Origin of the sequence: Xanthomonas campestris pv. phormiicola (assembly GCA_025666215.1) — a bacterium.
Lineage (GTDB): Bacteria > Pseudomonadota > Gammaproteobacteria > Xanthomonadales > Xanthomonadaceae > Xanthomonas_A > Xanthomonas_A campestris_A.
The window spans coordinates 920,920-941,001 of record CP102593.1 but is presented as its reverse complement, the minus strand read 5'-3'; the positions used below and the strand labels follow the sequence as shown (position 1 = coordinate 941,001).

The 20,082-nt window shown below is 72.6% G+C and carries 12 protein-coding genes and 1 pseudogene; all 13 read right to left on the bottom strand.

Features of this window, described 5'->3' with window-relative positions; all coding sequences use genetic code 11:
• Position 1: 1 nt before the first annotated feature.
• The 13 genes and pseudogenes from NRY95_03820 to NRY95_03760 all read right to left on the bottom strand — a co-directional run bounded on the left by NRY95_03820 (position 2) and on the right by NRY95_03760 (position 19,513).
• Positions 2 to 775, bottom strand: coding sequence for a general secretion pathway protein GspN (locus tag NRY95_03820; GenBank protein ID UYC17105.1), 774 nt, complete (start codon positions 773 to 775; stop codon positions 2 to 4).
• A complete protein-coding gene (gspM, locus tag NRY95_03815) occupies positions 765 to 1,556 on the bottom strand; it encodes a type II secretion system protein GspM (GenBank protein UYC17104.1) in 792 nt (263 codons plus the stop codon). Before gspM ends, NRY95_03820 begins: the two co-directional genes overlap by 11 nt.
• A complete protein-coding gene (locus tag NRY95_03810; GenBank protein UYC17103.1) occupies positions 1,537 to 2,661 on the bottom strand; it encodes a PilN domain-containing protein in 1,125 nt (374 codons plus the stop codon). Before NRY95_03810 ends, gspM begins: the two co-directional genes overlap by 20 nt.
• On the bottom strand, positions 2,658 to 3,518 hold the full coding sequence (locus NRY95_03805) for a type II secretion system protein GspK (protein UYC17102.1): 861 nt from the start codon (positions 3,516 to 3,518) through the stop codon (positions 2,658 to 2,660). The genes NRY95_03810 and NRY95_03805 overlap by 4 nt, the downstream gene beginning before the upstream one ends.
• Positions 3,515 to 4,165 (bottom strand): type II secretion system protein J, encoded by a 651-nt coding sequence (locus NRY95_03800; GenBank protein ID UYC17101.1) that lies wholly within the window; start codon positions 4,163 to 4,165, stop codon positions 3,515 to 3,517. Before NRY95_03800 ends, NRY95_03805 begins: the two co-directional genes overlap by 4 nt.
• Positions 4,162 to 4,578 (bottom strand): prepilin-type N-terminal cleavage/methylation domain-containing protein, encoded by a 417-nt coding sequence (locus tag NRY95_03795; protein UYC17100.1) that lies wholly within the window; start codon positions 4,576 to 4,578, stop codon positions 4,162 to 4,164. The genes NRY95_03800 and NRY95_03795 overlap by 4 nt, the downstream gene beginning before the upstream one ends.
• Positions 4,575 to 5,024, bottom strand: coding sequence for a GspH/FimT family pseudopilin (locus NRY95_03790; GenBank protein UYC18491.1), 450 nt, complete (start codon positions 5,022 to 5,024; stop codon positions 4,575 to 4,577). The genes NRY95_03795 and NRY95_03790 overlap by 4 nt, the downstream gene beginning before the upstream one ends.
• A 79-nt stretch (positions 5,025 to 5,103) precedes the next feature.
• Positions 5,104 to 5,538: a type II secretion system major pseudopilin GspG gene (gene gspG, locus NRY95_03785; GenBank protein ID UYC17099.1), complete on the bottom strand. Its 435-nt coding sequence runs from the start codon at positions 5,536 to 5,538 to the stop codon at positions 5,104 to 5,106.
• A 319-nt stretch (positions 5,539 to 5,857) separates the two neighbouring features.
• A complete protein-coding gene (locus tag NRY95_03780; protein ID UYC17098.1) occupies positions 5,858 to 7,072 on the bottom strand; it encodes a type II secretion system F family protein in 1,215 nt (404 codons plus the stop codon).
• A gap of 115 nt (positions 7,073 to 7,187) precedes the next feature.
• Positions 7,188 to 8,918 (bottom strand): type II secretion system ATPase GspE, encoded by a 1,731-nt coding sequence (gene gspE / locus NRY95_03775; GenBank protein ID UYC17097.1) that lies wholly within the window; start codon positions 8,916 to 8,918, stop codon positions 7,188 to 7,190.
• A 360-nt stretch (positions 8,919 to 9,278) separates the two neighbouring features.
• Positions 9,279 to 11,168 (bottom strand): S8 family serine peptidase, encoded by a 1,890-nt coding sequence (locus tag NRY95_03770; protein ID UYC17096.1) that lies wholly within the window; start codon positions 11,166 to 11,168, stop codon positions 9,279 to 9,281.
• A 161-nt stretch (positions 11,169 to 11,329) separates the two neighbouring features.
• Entirely contained in the window at positions 11,330 to 13,450 is a 2,121-nt protein-coding gene (locus tag NRY95_03765; protein ID UYC18490.1) for a YadA-like family protein, read from the bottom strand.
• A 391-nt stretch (positions 13,451 to 13,841) separates the two neighbouring features.
• A pseudogene (locus NRY95_03760) lies at positions 13,842 to 19,513 on the bottom strand (cell surface protein).
• Positions 19,514 to 20,082 lie beyond the last annotated feature (569 nt).

Below are 20,082 nucleotides of genomic sequence, written 5' to 3'. Positions count from 1 at the left end.
CTTAAGGGTTCTGGCCGGGGGTGGTGCCGTTCTGGCGTTGTTGCTGCAACTGCCGGCGGCGGACTTCGATACGTTCGCGGATGGCCTGCAACTGCTCCGACGACGGCGCCGGCGCGGCCGCCGGCGCACTCGGGGCCGGCGTCCCGTTGGCGCCCGCCTGCGGCGTGGCGGCGACAGGATTGACCGGTGCGCCGACCGCAGGCGCGGCCGGCGGCGGCAGCGGCCCTGGCAGCGGCGGCATGCCCGGCGGGCGCGCGCCCTGGCCGAGCGCGGTCGGCGGCTGCCCGCCCTTGCCGTCGAACACCTGCAGCTCCAGGGTCTGGGTGCCGCTGCCGCCGCTGACCACCGCGCGGCGCGGTTCCAGCGACAGCAACCGCCAGCCCTTCACCGGGTCGCGGCCTTCCTGCAGGCGCAGCGATTCGCCCTGCTCGGTGGTCAGCGTGGCCATCTTGAAGCTGTCGGTGAGCAGCACGCCGGTCAGGCGCACGCTCGGCGCGGCGCCCTGGCCGTTGTCGGCGCTGAGGAAGAACGGATGCGGCCGGCGGTCTTCGGCGAACACCGGGCGCGCGGCGATCTCGGCGTAGCGCGAATAGTCGCCGAGGCGCTCGCCCGACGCCGCCGGCAAGCTCGGCAGGCGCTGGGTCATGCCCGGATCGTCGGGCAACGGCACGATGCGTTGGCCCAGACCGGCCAGGCCCAGCATCCAGATCAACAGCCCCCACAGCGCCAGCGTCGCCAGCCACACGGTGCGCAGGCCGATCGCTTCAATTCGCATGCGCGCCCTCCACTTGCTGCGGCGGCTGCGGCGTGGCTGCATCGCGCATGGCCGGCGGCGCCTGCGCGGGCGCCGGTTCGCTCGGCCCAGGGCCAGCCGGCGTGCCGGCGTCCATCGCCGGCGCGGCGGGCGGCGCGCCCGGCGGCGGCGGCATGCCGGGCGGCATGCCCGCGGCGGCGGGCGGCGGCGGCATCGCGTTCGGGCGCAGATAGCCGGCCAGTTCGAAGGCCACGTCCAGGCCGTTGCCGCTCTCGCCCGGCGACAGCTGGTAGCGCTGCGCCATCACGTTGAGGTTGTCCACGAACAGCGCCGGGGTGCCGCTCTCCAGCGCGTGCAGCACCGCGGCCAGTTCCGGCGTGCCGCAGCGCAGCCGTACCTGCACCGCGACGCGGGTGAAACGGTCGCGGCGGTTGTCGGCGGCCAGCGGCGAACGGTTGCTGATCGCGCAGCTGCGGTTGCCGGGGCTGGCGGTGGCCACCGCGCTTTCCAGGCGCTGCACCAGCCCGGCCGAGGCCAGCTCGGCCGAGGTCTCGCGCAGGAAACCCGGGCGCGCGGCCAGGTCGCGTTGCGCCTGCTGCAGCCGCTGCGCCACCTGCGGCGCCTGCTGCAACTGCATGCGCACGCGCAGTTCGCGCTGGCGCAATTCCTGGATCTGCGCCTCGACCTCGCGCATCGGCAGCGTCCACCACGGATGCACCAGCAGCAGATAGGCCAGCGCCAGCGCCGCCAGCAGCAGGCCCAGCGCCAGCCAGCGGTCGCGCTTATCGACCTGCACCGGCATCGGCGGCCTCCTTGCGCTTGGTCCCGGCCAGTTCGGCGGTCAGGGTGAAGCGGTCGCGATGGCTGCCCGGATCGGCCTGCAGCACGCCGGTCAGCGATGGCGTGCGCCACAGCGGCGAGCCCTCCAGCCGCCCGACCAGCGAGGACGCTTCGCTGCTGAGGCCGATCAGCTGCAACTGGTCGCCCTCGACCGAGAATTTTTCCAGATAGGTGCCCTCGGGCAGGCGCTTGCTCAGCTCGTTCCAGATTTCCAGCGTGGTCGGGCGCTCGGCGCGCAGCTGGTCGAAGAAGGCCGCGCCTTCGACCAGGTCGACCAGCTGCTGGCGCTGCGCGGCCACGCCGCGCGCGCGCTGCGCGCCGCTGTCCACTTGCGCGCGCAACTGCTCGAGCGCGTCACGGCGGTTGTCCAGCAACTGCCAGCCGGCGGCGCACAGCGCCAGCAGCGCGGTCGCGGCGAGGATCGCGTTCCAGCGCCGCATCGGATCGGCGCGGCGATGGCGCTGTTCCGGCGGCAGCAGGTTCACGCCCAGCGGCATGCCGTCGGCGGCGGCGACATCGACCCCGGCCAGGGTCGGGCGCAGCGCGCCGGCGCTGGCATGCAGTTCCTCCAGCACGCGGCGCGGCGCCACCACCAGTTCGGCGTCCAGTTGCGCATCGTCGCGGCGCGCGCCCACACGCACGTCGTAGACCACCTGGTCGGCCTGGAACGGCGTCTGCCGGTCGATCTCGAACCGGACCACCTCGCGCAGGTGCTCGGCGGCCGCGGCCGGCAGGCGCAGCGTGCGCTGCAGCGCCGACTGCGCCGGCAGCAGCCAGACCCGCGGCAAGGCGGCCAGGCGCGGGCCGAGCACGGCCTCCAGGTCGCTCGGCAGCAGCGGCCATGGCAACGCCAGCGGCGTGCCCAGTTCGGCATCGATCTGGCGCACGGCGTACAGCTGTTCGCCCTCGCGCCACAGCAGCAGCCGCGCCTGCGACCAGCCCAATTGCAGCTGCCAGCGCGGCGGCAGCCACGCCATCAGCGAACGCTGCCACCAGGCCAGCACGCCGCCGGCACCGGGCGCCATGCGCACGCCGAGCTTGTCCATCGTGTCCCGCCACGCAGTCATCGAACGGTCGATCCTTCTTCCCATCGCAGCACAGTGTAGGCGGAGCCCGGTAGCGCCGACGAGCCTGGGCGCACCACGGCGCGCAGCACCGCCTCGCGCCCCACGGCCAGTTGCGCGCGGCTTTCGATGCTGTAGGTGCCCCCGCCCCCCCCCATCGCAGCGGCCTGCGCCGGGTCGTTGCGCTCGCGTTGCGCCAGCACCTGCTGCGCATCCAGGCCCAGCGCGGTCAGCACCGGCGCCGGCGCGAAATCCGGCGCCGGGCGCGAAATCCCGCTGTACAGGGTCAGGTTCGGCAGCAGCTTGGCGTACAGATCCGCATCCATGCCCAGCACCAGTTGCAGTTCGGCCAGGCTCTCGAACGGCGCGTCCTTGGCGCCGTAGGGCAGCCCGGCGGCGGCATAGTCCGGGTCCTCGGCGCCGCCGTTGGGCTGGCTGAGGTTGTCCGGGTCGCGCCAGTCCACGATCGCCGCGGCGATGCGGTCGGCGCGCTGCGGATCGCCGCCGACCGCGCGCACCAGCGCCGCCAGCAGCGGCGCGTCGGCCAGGTTCAGATCGACCTTGCCGCTCTCGTCGGTGATCCGCAGGTCGACCGTGGCGTCTTCGCACTGCCAGCGGTAGCGGCGCCCGTCGGCGCGCCAGCCCGGCTGCGTCGGCGTGCCGGCGAGCCGGGTCAGCGCGTACTCCAGCCCGGCGCGGGCGCGCTCCTGCGCCGCCGCGCCGTCGCCCAGCACCTTGCCCTGCAGGCCCTCGGTGCGCGCGGTCAGCGCGAACGCGCCGATCAGCGCGGTCAGCAGCGCGATCAGCCACAGCACCAGCACCAACGCCGCGCCGCGCGCCTGCCGAGGTGCCGCGCTCATTGCCGCGCCTCCGCGCCGCCGGCCTGGCGCAACGCCACCACCAGCGGCGGCCACAGCATGCCGTCGTCGCTGCTCAGTTCGATCGACACCAGCAGCGGCAACTGGTCGGTCTTCTCCCAGCGCTCCTGCCAGGGACCGATGCTGCCGCGCTCCGGATCGATGCCGCGGTAGCGGAAGCGCACCTGGCGCAGGCCCTCGGCCAGCGGCTCGGGCGCCCGCGGCCTGTCCTCGGCGATCTGCTTGCCGGCCTGCACCTGCACCAGCGCGATCGCCAGGCGCTGCCGGCCGCCATCGCCGCTGACGCTGAGGTCGTGCACGTAGGGGCCGCCGCGGCCCAGGTAGTCGGGAAGATCGGCGACGAACTGCATGCGCTGCGGTTCGCCGACGAAGCGCACCGGCTGCAGGGTGCGGCTGTCGATGTCCAGCGCCAGCGCCTGCGCGCCGCTCAGGCGCTGGCGCAGGAAGCCCTCGACCGCGCGCATGCGCTCGCTGCGCCCGGCGATGGTCTCGCCGCGGCCGCTGATCGCGGTGGCCGAGCGCAGCGTGGCGAACGCCAGGGTCAGCCCGCCGACCAGCAGCACCGTGGCCAGCAGCACCTCGATCAGGGTGAAGCCGCGCGCGGCGGCGCGGCGCGGTGCGCGCTTCACTGCGTCACCCCGTTGCCCTGCGCGCTGACCAGGCGCAGCGTCTTCCACTGCAGCGCCTGCGCCGGCGCATCGCCCCAGCGCACCTGCAGGTTCAGCTGCAGCAGCGTCGGCGCGCCCGGCGTCATGGTCGTGTCCGGCGGGCGCCGCGCATCGACGTACGGCGCCACGTCCAGGGTCCAGCGGTAGCGGCCCTGCTCGAAGCTGCCCTGTGCGCGGCCGGGCTGCAACGGCTGCTCCACGCCCTGCACGGCCAACAGCGATTGCGCGTACAGCGTGGCGCGGCTGAGCTGGTCCGCGCGCTGGACCTGGCGCGCGGCGCCGGACAGCGAGCCGAGCAGCAGGGTCAGCGCCAGCGCCAGCAGCGCGAACGCCACGATCACCTCGATCAGCGTGTAGCCGCGTTGCGTCTTCATGGCATGCCCTGCTGCGGCGGACGCCCGACCTTGACCTCGCCGGTCAGCCAGGCCACGTCGATGCGCCAACTGGCCTTGCGGGTCAGCAATTCGATGCGTCCGCCGGTGGCGGCGCCGTCCTCGAAGAACTGGATCGCGCCTTCGTCCTGGCGCCGCTGCGCCTCGCGCGCGCCGCTGAAGCGGATCGCCAGCGACGGCGGGATCTGGCCATGGCGGCCGTTGGGCGCCTGCCAGCGGTGCGCCTGCGGATCGATCAGGAAGCGCTGCGGCTGCCCGCTGGCGATCGCCTGCGCCCGCGTGTAGCGCAGTTGCGCGGCGATCTCCTTGGCCGACGAGCGCAAGCGCATGCCGTCGATGCCCCCGGTCAGCACCGAGGCGGCCAGCATCGCGGCGATCGCGATCAGCCCCACCACCAGCAGCATCTCCAGCAGCGACACGCCGCGCATGCGCGCACGCGCCAGCGGTACGCACGCGTGCGCACCGCGCTGGGGAACGCCGGCAGGGGTGTGGATCACGGCGCCGGGATCACTCGTACTTGATGTCGGCGTCGTAGCTGCTGCCGCCGGGCTGGCCGTCCTTGCCCAGGCTGATCAGGTCGAACGGCTTGCCGTCGCCGGGCACCTTGTACTCGATCGGGTGGCCCCACGGGTCGTTCAACTCGGCGGGCTTGGCATACGGGCCGAGCCAGCCGCTGACCCCGCCCGGCGCGGCGACCAGGTCGTCGAGCTTGGACGGCAGCTTGCCGGTGTCGAGTTGGTAGTTGTCGATCTTGCCGGCCATGGTCTGGATCTGCGACTTGGCCAGATTGGCCTTGCCGCGATCGGCGCCGCCGAGCACGCGGCTGCCGACCAGGGTCAGCACCGCGCCGATCAGCACGATGACGATGATGATTTCCAGCAGGCTCATGCCCGACTGGCGCGCGGCGGAAGGAGAACGGGTCAGGGAACGGATATTTCGCATTGCATCGGATCCTTGCGGTAAAAAACCTTATGTAACCGAACGCGGTGACAAGGGTCGCCATCGGGTGCGGTGCGTGCAGCTGCGCTTCATGCGCGGGAACGGGTTTGGCGCGGCGGCGATCGACCCATGCCGCATTTCGCGCATGACCTGGCGCACAGATGACCTGGTCATGGCCGTCGCCATCGCTTGGACCGTGCGCGGCGCGACGGGTTCACGCCGCCCTCCCTGCCGCGGCACCACGTGCGCCGGAACCGCCGGCCCGGCCATCCATGGCCGGGCGTTCGGCACCACATGCGCCATGGCGCATGAGCGTGGCGCCTCACCCAATCGCATTGGTGAGGTCGTACAGGGGGACGAGGACGGAAATGATCACCAGCCCGACCACCGAGGCCAGGACCAGGGTGATCAACGGCACCAGCGCGGCGAGCAGGCGGTCGATCGCCTGCGCGGTTTCCTGCTCGAAGGTGTCGGCGGTCTTCAGCAGCATCGTGTCCAGCGCGCCGGATTCCTCGCCGACCTGGATCATCTGCAGCGCCAGCCGCGGGAAACGCTTGCCCTTGGACAGCGACGCCGACAGGCCGTGGCCGTTCTTGACGTCGTCGGCCGCGGCGCCGACGTCGGCGGTGAGCGCCAGGTTCGACAGCACGTTGCGCGAGATGCCCAGCGCGGCCAGCAGCGGCACGCCGTTGCGCAGCAGGGTGCCCAGGGTGCGGGTCAGCCGCGCGGTTTCCAGGCGCGCGATCAGCACGCCGATGAAGCGCTGCCTGAGCAGCCAGGCGTCGAACGCGGCGCGGAACACCGGATCGCGGCGCTTGCGGTCCACCGCCAGCAGCGCCAGCCCGGGCACCACCAGCAGCACGATCCACCAGTCGCGCACGAACAGGCCCACGCTCAGCACCGCCTGGGTGAACCACGGCAGCTGCACGTCCAGGCTCTCGTACATCAGCGCGAACTGCGGCACCACGTAGCCGAGCAGGAACAGCAGCGCGCAGCCGACCACGCTGACCAGGATCGCCGGATAGATCAGCGCGTTGATCACCCGCCCCTTCAGCTCGCGGCTGCGCTCCAGGTAGTCGGCCAGGCGCTGCAGCGTGTCGTGCAGGCTGCCGCCGGCCTCGCCGGCGCGGACCATGTTGATGTACAGGCGCGAGAACAAGCCATGCTGCCGCTCCAGTGCGGCGGACAGCGGCGCGCCGCCGCGCACCGCGTCGCGGATGTCGCCGACGGTGCGCTTGGAGCGCTCGTCCTCGGGCAGTTCGAGCAGGATCGTCAGCGCGCGGTCCAGCGGCTGGCCGGCGCCGAGCAGGGTCGCCAGTTGCTGGGTGAACTGCACCAGCGCCGCACCGTCGAACGGCTTGGGCCGGAACAGGCCGCGCAGCGAGGTGCCGCCGCCCTGCGCCGCGAGCTTGGCCTCCATCGGCATATGCCCCTGCTCCTGCAGGCGCAGCGCCACCTCGGCGTCGCTGGCGGCCTCCATCTGGCCCTCAAGGATCTCGCCGTGCGGGTTGAGCGCTTTGTAGCGGTACAGGGGCATCAGCGGCGGGACTCGGGACTCGGGACTCGGGACTCGGAAAGCAGGCCGCGCGCACTGGACGCGCGCCCGCGCGCCGCGGCAATGACGGGCACTGCCGTGCCGCGTGCCGCGCGCATCAGGTTTCCTCCGTCACGCGCAGCACTTCCTCGATCGTGGTCTGGCCGCTGAGCGCCTTGCCGATGCCGTCCTCGTACATCGTGCGCATGCCGGCCTCGCGCGCCAGCTGTTCGATCTCGCCCATGCCGGCGTGGCGCATCACCGCGCGGCGCAGCGCGTCGTTCATCACCAGGAATTCCATGATCGTGGTGCGGCCCAGGTAGCCGGTCGGCGCGATCGCCGAGGGCCGCGGGCGGAACAGGAAAATGTCGCCCTCGGGCTGCAGCCGGCGCAGTTCGAACTTCTCGATCTCCTCCGGCGAGGCCGCATAGCGCTCGGCATGGGTCGGCTCCAGGCGCCGCACCAGGCGCTGGGCCAGGATGCCGTTGATGGTGGAGGTCAGCAGGTAGTCCTCCACGCCCATGTCGAGCAGGCGGGTGATGCCGCCGGCGGCGTTGTTGGTATGCAGCGTGGACAGCACCAGGTGGCCGGTCAGCGCCGACTGGATCGCGATGCGCGCGGTTTCCAGATCGCGCATTTCGCCGATCATGATGATGTCCGGGTCCTGGCGCACGATGCTGCGCAGCGCATGCGAGAAATCCAGCCCGATCTGCGGCTTGGCCTGGATCTGGTTGATGCCCTCGATCTGGTATTCGACCGGATCCTCGACGGTGATGATCTTGACGTCGGCGGTGTTGAGCTGGCTCAGCGCGGTGTACAGCGTGGTGGTCTTGCCCGAACCGGTGGGGCCGGTGACCAGCAGGATCCCGTGCGGCTGCTCCAGCACCTTGCGGAACTGTGGCAGGAACGCGTCGGTGAAGCCGAGCCGGTGGAAGTCGAACACCACCGTCTCGCGGTCGAGCAGGCGCATCACCACGCTCTCGCCGTGCGCGGTGGGCACGGTGCTCACGCGCAGGTCCAGTTCCTTGCCCTGCACGCGCAGCATGATGCGTCCGTCCTGCGGCAGGCGGCGTTCGGCGATGTTGAGCTTGGCCATGATCTTGACCCGGCTGATCACCGCCGCGGTCAGGTTGGCCGGCGGGCTCTCGCCGTCGATCAGCACGCCGTCGACGCGGTAGCGCACCTTCAGCCGGTTCTCGAACGGTTCGATGTGGATGTCCGAGGCGCGCAGTTCCACCGCGCGCTGGATCACCAGGTTCACCAGCCGGATCACCGGCGCTTCCGAGGCCAGGTCGCGCAGGTGCTCGATGTCGTCGGCCGCCGTGCTGTCGCCGTCGGCGGTCTCCACGATCGCGCCCATCGCGCTGCGGCCCTGGCCGAACCAGCGTTCGATCAGGTCGTCGATCTCCGAGCGCAGGCCGACCCGCGGCAGCACCTGGAAACCGGTGGCCAGGCGCACCGCATCGGCGGCATAGGCCTCGTGCGGATCGGACATCCACAGTTCCAGCGCGCCGTCGCGCTCGCCCAGCGGGCACACGTGGAATTGCTTGAGGAAGCGCAGCGACAGCGGCTGCGCCTCGGGCAGGTGCTCCGGCGCGGTGGCCGGCAATTGCTTGGCATCGAGCAGCGGCAGGCCCAGCACTTCGGCGCTGACCTCGGCGTGGTCGCGCTCGGAGACCAGCCCCAGCCGCGCCAGCAGCGACAGCAGGCCGCCGCCGGATTCGCGCTGCAACTGGCGCGCGCGCAGCAGGTCGCCCTCCTTGAGCCGGCCCTTGGCCAGCAAGGCATCGACGATGCGCGCCTCGGGCGTATCGGCAGCGGCAGCAGTGTCCTTCACGAGCGCGTTCACACAATCCCTCCAGAGCGTGCGGCGACTTTACCAGTTCGGCGCGACCTGCCGCCCAACCGCGCGACATCGGCCGCCGCGACTGTCTACGAGGCCGCAGCCGCGCTGCACGGCGTCATTGGCATGACATGTGCGGCGCGCAGCATCGCGCGTTGCGGCGCCGCAGGCATGGCTGCAGCGACACCGGCGCTGCAGCGCACAACCGCCATGGACGGGCCCGTCCATGGCGCCGCGCGGGGCGATCCGCCACCAGCGGCATCCGCGGCACAGTCGCGATTTGCCGCTGCCCGAATGCAGGAAACCCGGCCGAAGCCGGGTTTCCTGGTTTCTCCGGCGCCGTTTCCGGCACCGCCTGGCGCACGTTTACTGGCGCGCGACCAGGCTGACGCCGCTGTAGCTCGCGGTGCCGACCAGCTTGACGTAGTAGGTGCCGGCCTGCGGCGCGGTGAAGCGCACCGTCTCGTTGTTGCCCGGACGGGTCGACTTGGCGTCGTAGCTGGTGGCGCTCGGCTCCTTGTCGAAGCTCACGTACAGCGACACGTCGCCGCTGCCGCCGTAGGTGAGGAAGCTCAGCACCGCGCCGGCCTTGGCCTCGAAGCTGTACAGCACTTCGTTGCCTGCCGCACCGGTCAACCCGGCCACCGCCACCTTGTTGGTCAGCGCGGTCGCCGGCGGCGCGCACTCTTCGGTCTGCGGGTCGCACGGCACTTCCAGCGCCTTGTCCAGCGCCGCCTTGGCATCGACGATGCCGGTACCGATCGGGGTGCTGGTCGGGATCGACACCGGGAACGGACGCGCGGTCTGCTTGAGCAGGGTTTCCAGCGCGGCCGGGGTCAGCGGCGCGTTGCCGGCGGCGATCACCGCGCTCTGCACCAGGGCCGCCACCGCCGCCACGTGCGGCGAGGCCATCGAGGTACCGCCCATGCCCATGTAGGTGTAGTTGCCCGAGGTCGGCGTGGTCGCACCGGTATAGCCGTTCTGCCAGACGAAGCCGCCCGGGTTGCCGTCGACGCTGCCGCCGCCGCCCGGACCGGACAGGTCCACCGCCGCGCCATAGTTGGAGTAGTAGGCGATGCCGCCGGTGATGCGCGTCGCGCCGACCGCGATCACGTTGGCGCAGCTGGCCGGGCGGAAGTTGGCCGCATTGCCGGCGCTGTTGCCGGCCGCCACCACCACCGTGGTGCCGCGCGCCACCGCGCCGTTGATCGCATCCTGGTACAGCGTGTCGCAGGTGCCGCTGCCGCCCAGGCTCATGTTGATGACCTCGGCCGGATTGGCGTTGGCCGGCACGCCGGCGACGGTACCGCCGGAGGCCCAGGTGATCGCGTCGGCGATGTCGGACAGGTAGCCGCCGCACTTGCCGAGCACGCGCACCGGCAGCACCGTGGCGTTCGGTGCGACGCCGGCCATGCCGACACCGTTGTTGGTGGCTTCGGCGATGGTGCCGGCGACGTGGCTGCCGTGCCAGGAGCTGTCCTCGGCGAGCGAGCCCGCATAGCACTCGTTGTCGTTCTCGACCCAGTCGCCGTAGTCCAGCGCGCCCGGCACGCGCGCGTCGGTCGGACGCCGCGAGGTCTCCGCATCGGAGATGAAGTCGTAGCCCTGCAGCAGGTTCACCGCCACGTCCGGATGGTTCGGCAGGATGCCGGTATCCAGCACCGCGACGACCACGCCATCGCCCTTGGACACGTCCCAGGCGGCCGGCGAGTTGATGCCGCCGGTGGCGCTGCTCAGGTGCCACTGGTACTGCGCGTACAGCGGGTCGTTGGGCACCAGCTGCGGCTGCTCCAGCGTCGCCTTGGGCAGCTCGGTGCGCTGCAGCTTGACGTCCACCTGCGCGTACTTGACCGCCGGGTCGGCGGCGATTTCAGCCACCACCTTGTCCACGTCGGCCTTGCTCAGCTTGCCCGACAGGCGGATCAGGTCGGCGCCCACGCCCAGGGTACGCACGTATTCGGCGCGCACGCTGGCGGCCGCGGCACGCGAGATGCCGTTGCTGCCACCCAGGCTGGCGCGGGTCACGGCCGACTGCACCGCCGACAGCTTGGCGCTGCGGTCGCTGGCGGCGGCGCTGCCGGCGTTGTAGCGCACCACGATGCGGCTGGAAGTCTGCGCGTCGGCCGGCGCGGCCTTGGCCGGCTGCTTGACCGGCAGCGACGCGGCACCGGCCGCGCATGCGCTCGAGGCCCCCAGCGACATCGCCAGCATGGCGGCGGCGATGGCATTGATACGGAGATTTTGCTTGTCGATCACGTTGACGTCCTCTTCAAAGTTTCGTGGATCAGGCGACTGTTGCGGCCGTAAAAAAGCTCCTTTTTCCCGAATCCGTTGGCCGGCCCAGCCAAGGTCCTTAGGTCTGCCCCCTCAGGCCATTGCGTGGGCGGACGGCGGCACGCGCCGCCGTCCGCGATGGCTCACCAGCCGAAGCCGGCGCCGATGCCGACCGACCTGTCGTCGCCGCTGAACGCGCCGCCGATGGTCAGCGTGGCGCGCTCGCTGAAGGCGCGCTGGTAGCCCACCGACAGCGCCGACTCGCCGTTCTGGAAACCGACGCCGGCACCGACCCGGTTCTGGGTGCGGATGCCCGCCGCGCTGGTGGCCATGTTGAGCATCGCCGCGCTCATCGCGCCCTGCCGGTCGATGCGGCGGTCCTGGTCGCGCAAGCGCGCATCGACGTCGCCGCGCAGCACGTCGAAGCTGTCGGCCATCGTGTTGAAGCGCGAATCGGCGTACGACTTGGCGGTAGCCACGCCGCTGTCGAGCTGGCCCTTGTTGACCGCATCGGTGGCCTGGGTGCCGGCGGCGACGTTGGCGACCTGGCGCTCGTTGCCGGCGCTGCCCACCGACACGGTGTTGGCGCGGTCGGCGACCGAGCCCTGGCCCAGCGCGACCGCCCCCTGCGCCGTGGCACTGGCGCCCTGGCCCAGCGCGGTGCCCGAGGCCGCGCTGACGCTGGCGCCCTCGCCCATCGCCACCGCATTGGTCGCCACCGCGGCGATGTGGCTGTTGGCGCCCACCGCGGTGCTGCCGTCGGCGTTGACCTTGGCGTTGCTGCCGATCGCGGTGTCGTTGGGGCCGTGCGCATAGGCGCTGCCGCCGATCGCGGTGCCGGTGACGTCGTTGGCGCGCGCGGCGGTGCCGACCGCGGTCGCGGTCGCGCTCGCCCCCGCATCGGCCACGACCGCCTCGCCGACCTGCGCGGTGGACGCGGTGCCGGACACCGTCGCCGACTCGGACACCGCCTGCGCGCTGGCCACCGCCGACTCCGGCTCGGCGACCGACGCCACGCTGGCGACACGCGCATTGCGGGACACACTGGCAGTGCCGTCGCTGCGCGCATCCAGCTCGCTGACCTTGCCGTCCAGCGCCGCCAGCGCATCGCCGACGTTGCTGTAGCTGGCGCCCTGGATCACGTAGGTCGGGGCCACGAACAGGCCTTGCGCGCCGAGGCCGGCACCGCCGCCGAGGAACGTGGCCATGTTGCTCAGCGACTGGTACAGCTGGCTGCCGTTGATCGCCTCGGTGCTGCCGGCGGCGACGCTGCCCGCGGTGAGGTTGACGATGCGCCGCGTGGCCGGGCCGCCGCGGCCGTTGCCGCTGCCCAGCGACACCGTGTCGGCCTCGTAGACGCGCGAACCGGCGCCGAGCGCGACCGCATTGTCGGCCGACACGCCGGCGTTGGCGCCGAGCGCCACGCCGTTGCTGCCGCTGTTGCGCACGAAGCTGTTGTAGCCCAGCGCCACCCCGTTCTCGCCGATCGCGTTGGTCTGCAGGCCGATCGCGGTGCTGCGCGCGCCGCTGGCCGAGCTGCTGGCGCCCGACGCGGTGGCGCCGGCGCCGCTGGCGACGCTGGCCACGCCCAGCGCGGTGCTGCGCAGGCCGCTGGCCGTGGCGCCGGCACCGGCCGCAGTGCTGTTGACGCCGCTGGCGCTGGCCACCCCGCTGCCCGAGCTCTGGAAGTCGGCGCTGGTCTCGCCGGCGGCCGCGGCCACCGCGTCGAGCTGCGCCTTGTTCACCGCATCGGTGGCGTTGAGCGCGGCGCCGACGTTGGTGATGCGGCGCGTGGCCGGCGCGCTGACCCCGTTGCCGCCGCCCACCGACACCACGTTGGCCTCGCTGGCGCGCGAACCGGCGCCCAGTGCGACGCTGTTGCTGCCGCTGGCCCAGGCGCTGGTACCCAGCGCGGTGGCGTTGATGCCGCTGTAGGCGTAGGCATCCTGGCCGATCGCGGTGCCGCCCTGCGCGGTGGCCCAGGCAAACTGGCCCACCGCGGTGGTCTGCGCCGCGGTGGCCCAGGCCGACGCGCCGAGCGCGGTCGCATCCTCGCCGGTGGCGCGGGCGCTGTAGCCCAGTGCCGAGGCATAGGCGCCGGCCGCGGTGCTGCCCCAGCCCAACGCCGAGGCGTAGTTGCCCGCCGCCTCCGCGCCGTAGCCGAACGCACTGGTGCGGGTGCCGCTGGCGCTGCTGAACGCACCGACCGCGGTGCTGTAGTCGGTCGTGGCTTCGGCCTTGTAGCCATTGGCGGTGGACTGCACGCCGCTGGCGGTGGCGCCGGCGCCGCTGGCGCTGCTGAACGCGGCGGTGGCCTGCGCGCCCGCGCCGAGCGCGGTGGCGCCGGCGTCGCTGGCGGTGGTGGTGCCGTCGAGCAGCACGTTGCCGGCGGCGTCGGTGTAGTACAGCGAACCGCCGATCGCGGTGCTGGACTCGCCGGTGGCGGTGGCGTTGTAGCCGGACGCGGTGGCGTACCGCGCGCCGGCCAGCGCGCCGCTGCCGAACGCCGAGGCGCCGGTGCCGAAGGCGTTGGACGCCTCGCCGGCGGCGGTGGCGTAGTTGCCCTCGACATAGCTGCCGACGTCGTCGGCCGGCTCTGCGCCGCCGTTGGCCTTGAACTGCCTGCCGGTGGCATCGGCGGACTGCTTGACCGCATCCAGCTGCGCCACGTTGACCGCGTCGGTGGCCTCGGTCCCGGCGGCCACGTTGACGATCTGCCGCTCGCTGCCGACGCTGCCCACCGACACGGTGTTGGCACGGTCGGCCTCGGACAGCGTGCCCAGGGCCACGCTGTTGCTGGCGGACGCGTAGGCGCCGTAGCCGAAGGCGCTGGAATCGGCGGCGCTGGCGTAGGCCAGGCTGCCGATGGCGGTGCTGAAATCGGCGGTGGCGCCGGCGCCGGCGCCGAAGGCTGACGAATTGGCACCGGAGGCCTCGGCCGGAATCAGCCCGAAGAACGAGGTACCGCCGACCGCGACGCTCTCCTCGCCGGAGGCCACGCTGTACTCGCCCACCGCCACGCTGCTGGTGCCGGAAGCGGTGGAGGCGACGCCGACCGCGGTGCCGTAGTCGCCGGCGGCCAGCGCCCCGTAGCCCAGCGCCGAGGACAGGTAGCCGCTGGCCTCGCTGTAGCCGCCGAGCGCGGTGGCGCCGATGTTCGAGGCGCTGCTGCGGAAACCGGTGGCCGTGGCCTGGTTGTCCGAGGCCACCGCTTCGCTGCCGGTGGCGGTGGAATAGGTCCCGCTGGCCTGCGCGCCGGCACCGCTCGCGGTGGCGCCGATGTCGCTGGCCAGCGCACCGTTGCCGATGGCGATGCTGTCCTGGCCCAGCGCCTGGCTGTCGCTGCCGAGCGCGACCGCATCGCTGCCGCTGGACACCGCGTTGAAGCCGATCGCGGTGGCCCCGGCGGCCAGCGCATTGGCGCCGCCGCCCAGCGCGGTGCTGCCGTCGCCGATCGCATTGGCCGCCTCGCCGGCGGCCAGCGCATTGTCGCCTTCGACATAGGCGCCGGCGTCGCTGGCGTCGCTGCCGCTGGCCTGGAAGTACTTGCTGGTGGTTTCGGCGGCCTGCTTGACCGCATCCAGCTGCGCCACGTTGACCGCGTCGGTGGCTTCGGTGCCGGCGGCGACGTTGGTGATCTGGCGCTCGTTGCCGGCGCTGCCCACCGACACGCTGTAGGCGCGATCGGCGACGGACCCTGCGCCCAGCGCCACGGCGTTGGAGGCGGTCGCCTCGCTGCCGGCGCCGATCGCCACCGCGCTTTCCGCATCGGCCAGGGTATTGGTGCCAATGGCGATCGTGTTGACCTGGTTGCCCAGCGCCTGGAAGCCCATCGCCACGCTGTAGTCGCCGTAGCCGAACGCACCACGCCCCACCGCGGTGGCGCTGAGGCCCGGTGCCCAGCTGTTGAAGCCGATCGAGGTGGCGCCGCTGCCGCTGGCCCACGCGCCGGTACCGAACGCCGAGGCATTGCTGCCGGTCGCCCAGGCCGAGGCGCCGAACGCCGAGGCGCCGTCGGCGGTGGCCCAGGCATAGGCGCCGCTGGCGCTGGCGTCGTCGCCGCTGGCCCAGGCGTTGTCGCCCTGCGCCAGGCTGTAGCTGCCGGTCGCACGCGCCTTGTAGCCGCCGGCGGTGCTGTGGTCGCCGGTGGCCTGCGCGCCGTAGCCGGTGGCGGTCGCCAGCGCACCGGTGGCCTGCGCGCCGGCACCGATGGCGGTGGCGTTCTCGCCGGCGTTGGCGCCAATCAGTTGCGCATTGCCGTCGGCATCGGTGATCGGCTGGTTGTACTGGTCGAAGGCCTGGCCCTGTCCGCCGATCGCGGTGCTGCCGGCGCCGCCGGCGGTGCTGCCGTTGCCGAGCGCGACCGCATCGCTGCCGATCGCGGCGGCACCGCTGCCGTACGCGGCCGCGCCGTTGCCGTAGGCGTTGGCCGCATCGCCTGCCGCAAGCGCGCCCTCGCCATCGGCGTACGCGCCGACCGTGCCGCTGCCGCTGCTGGTGAAGAACCTGGCGGTGGTCTCGGCGGTCTGCTTCACCGCATCCAGCTGCGCCACGTTGACCGCGTCGGTGGCCTGGCTGCCGGCGGCGACGTTGGCGATCTGCCGCTCGCTGCCCACATCGCCGACCGACACCGTATTGGCGCGGCGCGCGACCGAGTTGGATCCCAGCGCCACGCTGTCGGCGGCGAGCGCGGTGCTGTAGTAGCCGAGCGCGGTGCTGTTGGCGCCGCTGGCCCAGGCCTCTGCGCCGAGCGCGCTGGCGAAGGCGCCCGGCGCATAGGCGAAGTAGCCCAGCGCGGTGCTTTCCAGGCCGGAGGCCTCGCTGAGGCTGCCGCTGGCCAGGCTGTAATCGCCCGAGGCGATCGCGCCGGCGCCGAACGCCGCCGCGCTCTGCCCGCTGGCCTGGGTCTGCACGAACAGGCCCAGGCCCGGGATCAGGTCGGCCGGGCCGCCGACGGCGACGCTGCTGGCGCCGCTCGCCGCGCTCTGCGTGCCGACCGCGGTGGCGTAGTCGCCGCTGGCATTGGCCACCGCGCCGAACGCCGAGGCCTGCGCACCGCTGGCGTAGGCGCCCACGCCCACCGCCGAGGCGGCGAAGCCGCCGGCATCGGCGCTGGCGCCCAGCGCGGTGCCGCCGACGCCGGCGCTGGTCGCGCCGGTGTCCACCGCCACGCCGCCGTTGGTGATCAGCGGATCGCCGTTCTCGTCGACCGCCACCCCGCCCACGGCCACCGCCGCCGGGCCGGTGGCCTGCGCATTGGTGCCGAACGCGGCGCTGTTCTGCCCCGCCGCGACCGCGCCGCTGCCCACCGCGGTGGCGCCGCTGCTCAGCGCATCGGCGCCGCCGCCGAGCGCGGTGCTGCCGTTGCCGATGGCATTGGCCGCTTCGCCCGCGGCCAGCGCATCGTCGCCTTCGACATAGGCGCCGGCGTCGCTGTTGCCGGCACTGGCCTGCAGGTACTTGCCCGCCGCCTGCAGCTGCGCGACGTTGACCGCATCGGTGGCCTCGGTGCCGGCGGCGACGCTGGTGATCTGCCGGGTCAGGCCGCTGCCCACGTCGCCGACCGAGACGCTGTTGTCGCGGTCCGCGTAGGAATACGCGCCGAGCGCGACCGCGCTGGATGCCGAACGGTTCTGCGCGTCCTCGAGCCAGCTGCTGACCCGCGCGCCGTAGCCGATCGCGGTCGCGTCGGTGCCGTTGGCCGCGCTGTTGGCGCCGATCGCGGTGCTGCTGTCGTGGAACATCGAGGTCACCGCATCGGCGCCGAGGGCCACACTGTTGGCGGTCCACGCCGTGGACGCCTGGCCGATCGCCACCCCGCCCTCGCCCGCGGACAGCGCATGGGCGCCGAGCGAGACGGTGTGCGGTGCGAACGACCCGGCGCTGTGGCCGATCGCCACCGAGTCGGCGGTACCGTTCTCCAGGTTCGGGAACACGTTGGCGTTGTAGCCCAGTGCGATCGCGTAGTCGCCCTGGCTCTGCGCGCCCGCGCCCAGGGCGACGCCGCCGACGCCGGTCGCGGCGGTGATGCCGACGCTGTTGCCGGCGCTCTCGGCGGCGGTGCTGACCCCGCCGATCGCCACGCTGTCGGTGCCGCTGGCCAGCGAGTTCATGCCCACCGCCACGGTGCTGGTCGCGGTCGCGCGCGCGCCGATGCCGGCCGCGGTGGCGTAATCGCCGGCGGCGCGCGAGCCGTAGCCCACCGCCGTGCCCAGTGCGCCGGACACTTCGGACAGGCCGCCGACCGCGGTGGCGCCGTCCTGGAAGGTCTGCGCGTGGTAGCCCAGCGCGGTGCTCTGCACGCCGCTGGCGGAACTGCCGGTGCCGACCGCGGTGCTCAGCGCATCCAGCGCCTGCGCGCCGCCGCCGACCGCGGTGGCCGCGGTGCCCAGCGCCTGCGTGGTCTGCTCGCGGCTGCCGACGATGAAGCCGTCCTCGTCGTACTCGTACACGGTGGCGACACCGCCGAGCGCGGTCGCCGATTCGCCGTCGGCGGTGGCGTTGGCGCCGAGCGCGCTGGCGTTCCGGCCATTGGCCACGGCGCCGCTGCCGATCGCCGAGGCCGCAGTGCCGCCGGCGAAGCTGCTGGAGCCGAGCGCGGTGGCGTAGTCGCCGTCGGCCAGGGCGTTGGAGCCGGAGGCGGTGGCCTCCTCGCCCTGCGCCAGCGCGCTGCCTTCGCCGTTGGCGGCGAACAGGCGCGCGGTGGTGTCGGCGACGCTGGCGACCGCATCGAGCTGGTCCAGGTTCACCGCATCGGTGCCCTCGGTGCCGGCGGCGACATTGGCGATCTGGCGCTCGTTGCCGGCGCTGCCGACCGACACCGTGCCGGCGCGGTCGGCGGTGGAACCCTGGCCCAGCGCGACGCTGCCGGTGGCCGCGGCCTTGGCGCCGTAGCCCAACGCGGTGGAGTCCTCGGCCTGCGCCCAGGAAGCGCCGCCGAGCGCGGTGCTGGAGTCGCCGTCGGCCGAACTCAGCCAGCCGATCGAGGTGGAGAACGCGCCGTTGGCCCAGGCGCCGGCGCCGAACGCCGAACCGCCTTCGCCCTGCGCTTCGGTGGTGAACAGGCCGAGCACGCTGCCGCCGACCGCGGTGCTGGATTCGCCGCTGGCCAGGCTCGATTCGCCGAGCGCCACGGCGCCGCCGCCGCTGGCATTGGCGCCGTAACCGAACGCGGAAGCGAAATCGCCGCCGGCCTGGCTGAAGCCGCCGTTCGCGGTGCTGGCGAGGCCGCCGGCCTCGGCGGAGAAACCGGTGGCCGTGCTCTGCACGCCGTCGGCGCGCGCCGCGCTACCGAGTGCGGTGCTGAACGCGCCATTGCCCTGCGCGCCGGCGCCGAACGCGCTGGCGCCCTGCGCCGCGGCGCTGGTGGTGCCTTCCAGCAGCACCTCGCCGTTCTCATCGACGATCGACAGCGCACCGCCGACCGCGGTCGCCGAAGCGCCCGTCGCGGTCGCGTTGCTGCCCACCGCGGTCGCATTGCCGCCCACGCTGGTGGCGCCGCTGCCGAGCGCGCTGCTGCCGTTGCCGATCGCATTGGCGGCTTCGCCGGCGGCCAGTGCGTTGTCGCCTTCCACGTAGGCGCCGGCATCGCTGTCGGCGCTGCCGCTGGACTGGAAATACCTGGCGGTGGTGTCGGCGGTCTGCTTCACCGCATCCAGCTGCGCCACGTTGACCGCGTCGGTGGCTTCGCTGCCGGCGGCGACGTTGGTGATCTGGCGTTCGCCGCCGGCCTTGCCGACCGACACGCTGTTGTCGCGATCGGCGAGCGCATCGGCGCCCAGCGCCACGCTGTTCTCGCCCTGCGCCACGGCGGCATTGCCCAGCGCGGTGCTGTTGTAGCCGGACGCGGTGGCGAAGCCGCCGACGGCGGTCGCGAAGTCGGCATCGGCGGTGGCGCCCAGGCCGAGCGCCGCGGTGGCGGTGCCGTTGGCGATGCTTTCGGCGCCGAGCGTGGTCGCGCCGATGCCGCTGGCGGTGCTGTAGTAGCCGAGGGCGGTGGATTCCAGGCCGTTCGCTTCGCTGAGCGCGCCGCTGGCCACGCTGCCGTCGCCGCTGGCGTTGCTGGCCGCGCCGGTGGCGGTGCTCTGCTCGCCGCTGGCGTTGCTTTCGGCGCCGACCGCGGTGGCGTAGTCGCCGCTGGCGCTGGCGCCGTCGCCGATCTGCAGCGCCTGCGCCTGTGCGGCCGAGGGCAGCATCGATCCGCCGGCGCCCAGCGCCATGGCGATCGCGGCCGACAAGGCCAGGCCCTGCGCGCGTCCAGCCCTGCCTTCGCGAACCAGCTGGCCGCGGGAGTCGCCGCTGGCCAGTTCCGAGGCCACGGTCCACATCCCCAACGCCTTGTTCCAGACCTTGCGATAAATCCGATTCATCGAGTACTGCTCCTCAATAGGCTGGTTTTTGGTCAAAAAGCCACCCTCGCCCGGCATTCCAGCCGGCCGACCCCCTGTCGGTATTCGCGCCGCATCCCCGGCTCGGGCACGACAGGCCTGCGTGTGTCGCGGCCCGTCTGCCTTGATGAACTGAGATGAAATGCGGAACTGTCTGGAGTGTTAACCCCGTATCTTGATTACGTCAAGTTTTTGACTAAAAACGGCACGAACAGGGATGAAAGTCCCGGATTCATCACTAAATTGTTAATTTTTTGATAAATTTCAATCAAAACAAGACATTCCGCCAAATTCCCGGCACGCTACTTGCCATGCGTTGACACCGGGCGGTGGCGCCATTCGCCGCTGCGCCAAGGGTTTGACGCAAATCGGGATGATGGCGCAGAGGGCTTGCCGCCGACCTGGGGCCGGGGTCGTATTCCGCCGTGCACAAGCGCAACTGCGCAGAACGCCGCCATTGGCCGGCAGCAGCAGGCGCCGGCCAGGCCGCTGCCGAGGGGTGCGAATCG

Bases quoted from the DNA above. Each gene is read 5' to 3' on its own strand.
- NRY95_03820 (UYC17105.1), bottom strand. From the start codon at position 775: ATGCGAATTGAAGCGATCGGCCTGCGCACCGTGTGGCTGGCGACGCTG.
- gspM (UYC17104.1), bottom strand. From the start codon at position 1,556: ATGCCGGTGCAGGTCGATAAGCGCGACCGCTGGCTGGCGCTGGGCCTG.
- NRY95_03810 (UYC17103.1), bottom strand. From the start codon at position 2,661: ATGACTGCGTGGCGGGACACGATGGACAAGCTCGGCGTGCGCATGGCG.
- NRY95_03805 (UYC17102.1), bottom strand. From the start codon at position 3,518: ATGAGCGCGGCACCTCGGCAGGCGCGCGGCGCGGCGTTGGTGCTGGTG.
- NRY95_03795 (UYC17100.1), bottom strand. From the start codon at position 4,578: ATGAAGACGCAACGCGGCTACACGCTGATCGAGGTGATCGTGGCGTTC.
- NRY95_03790 (UYC18491.1), bottom strand. From the start codon at position 5,024: ATGCGCGGCGTGTCGCTGCTGGAGATGCTGCTGGTGGTGGGGCTGATC.
- gspG (UYC17099.1), bottom strand. From the start codon at position 5,538: ATGCGAAATATCCGTTCCCTGACCCGTTCTCCTTCCGCCGCGCGCCAG.
- NRY95_03780 (UYC17098.1), bottom strand. From the start codon at position 7,072: ATGCCCCTGTACCGCTACAAAGCGCTCAACCCGCACGGCGAGATCCTT.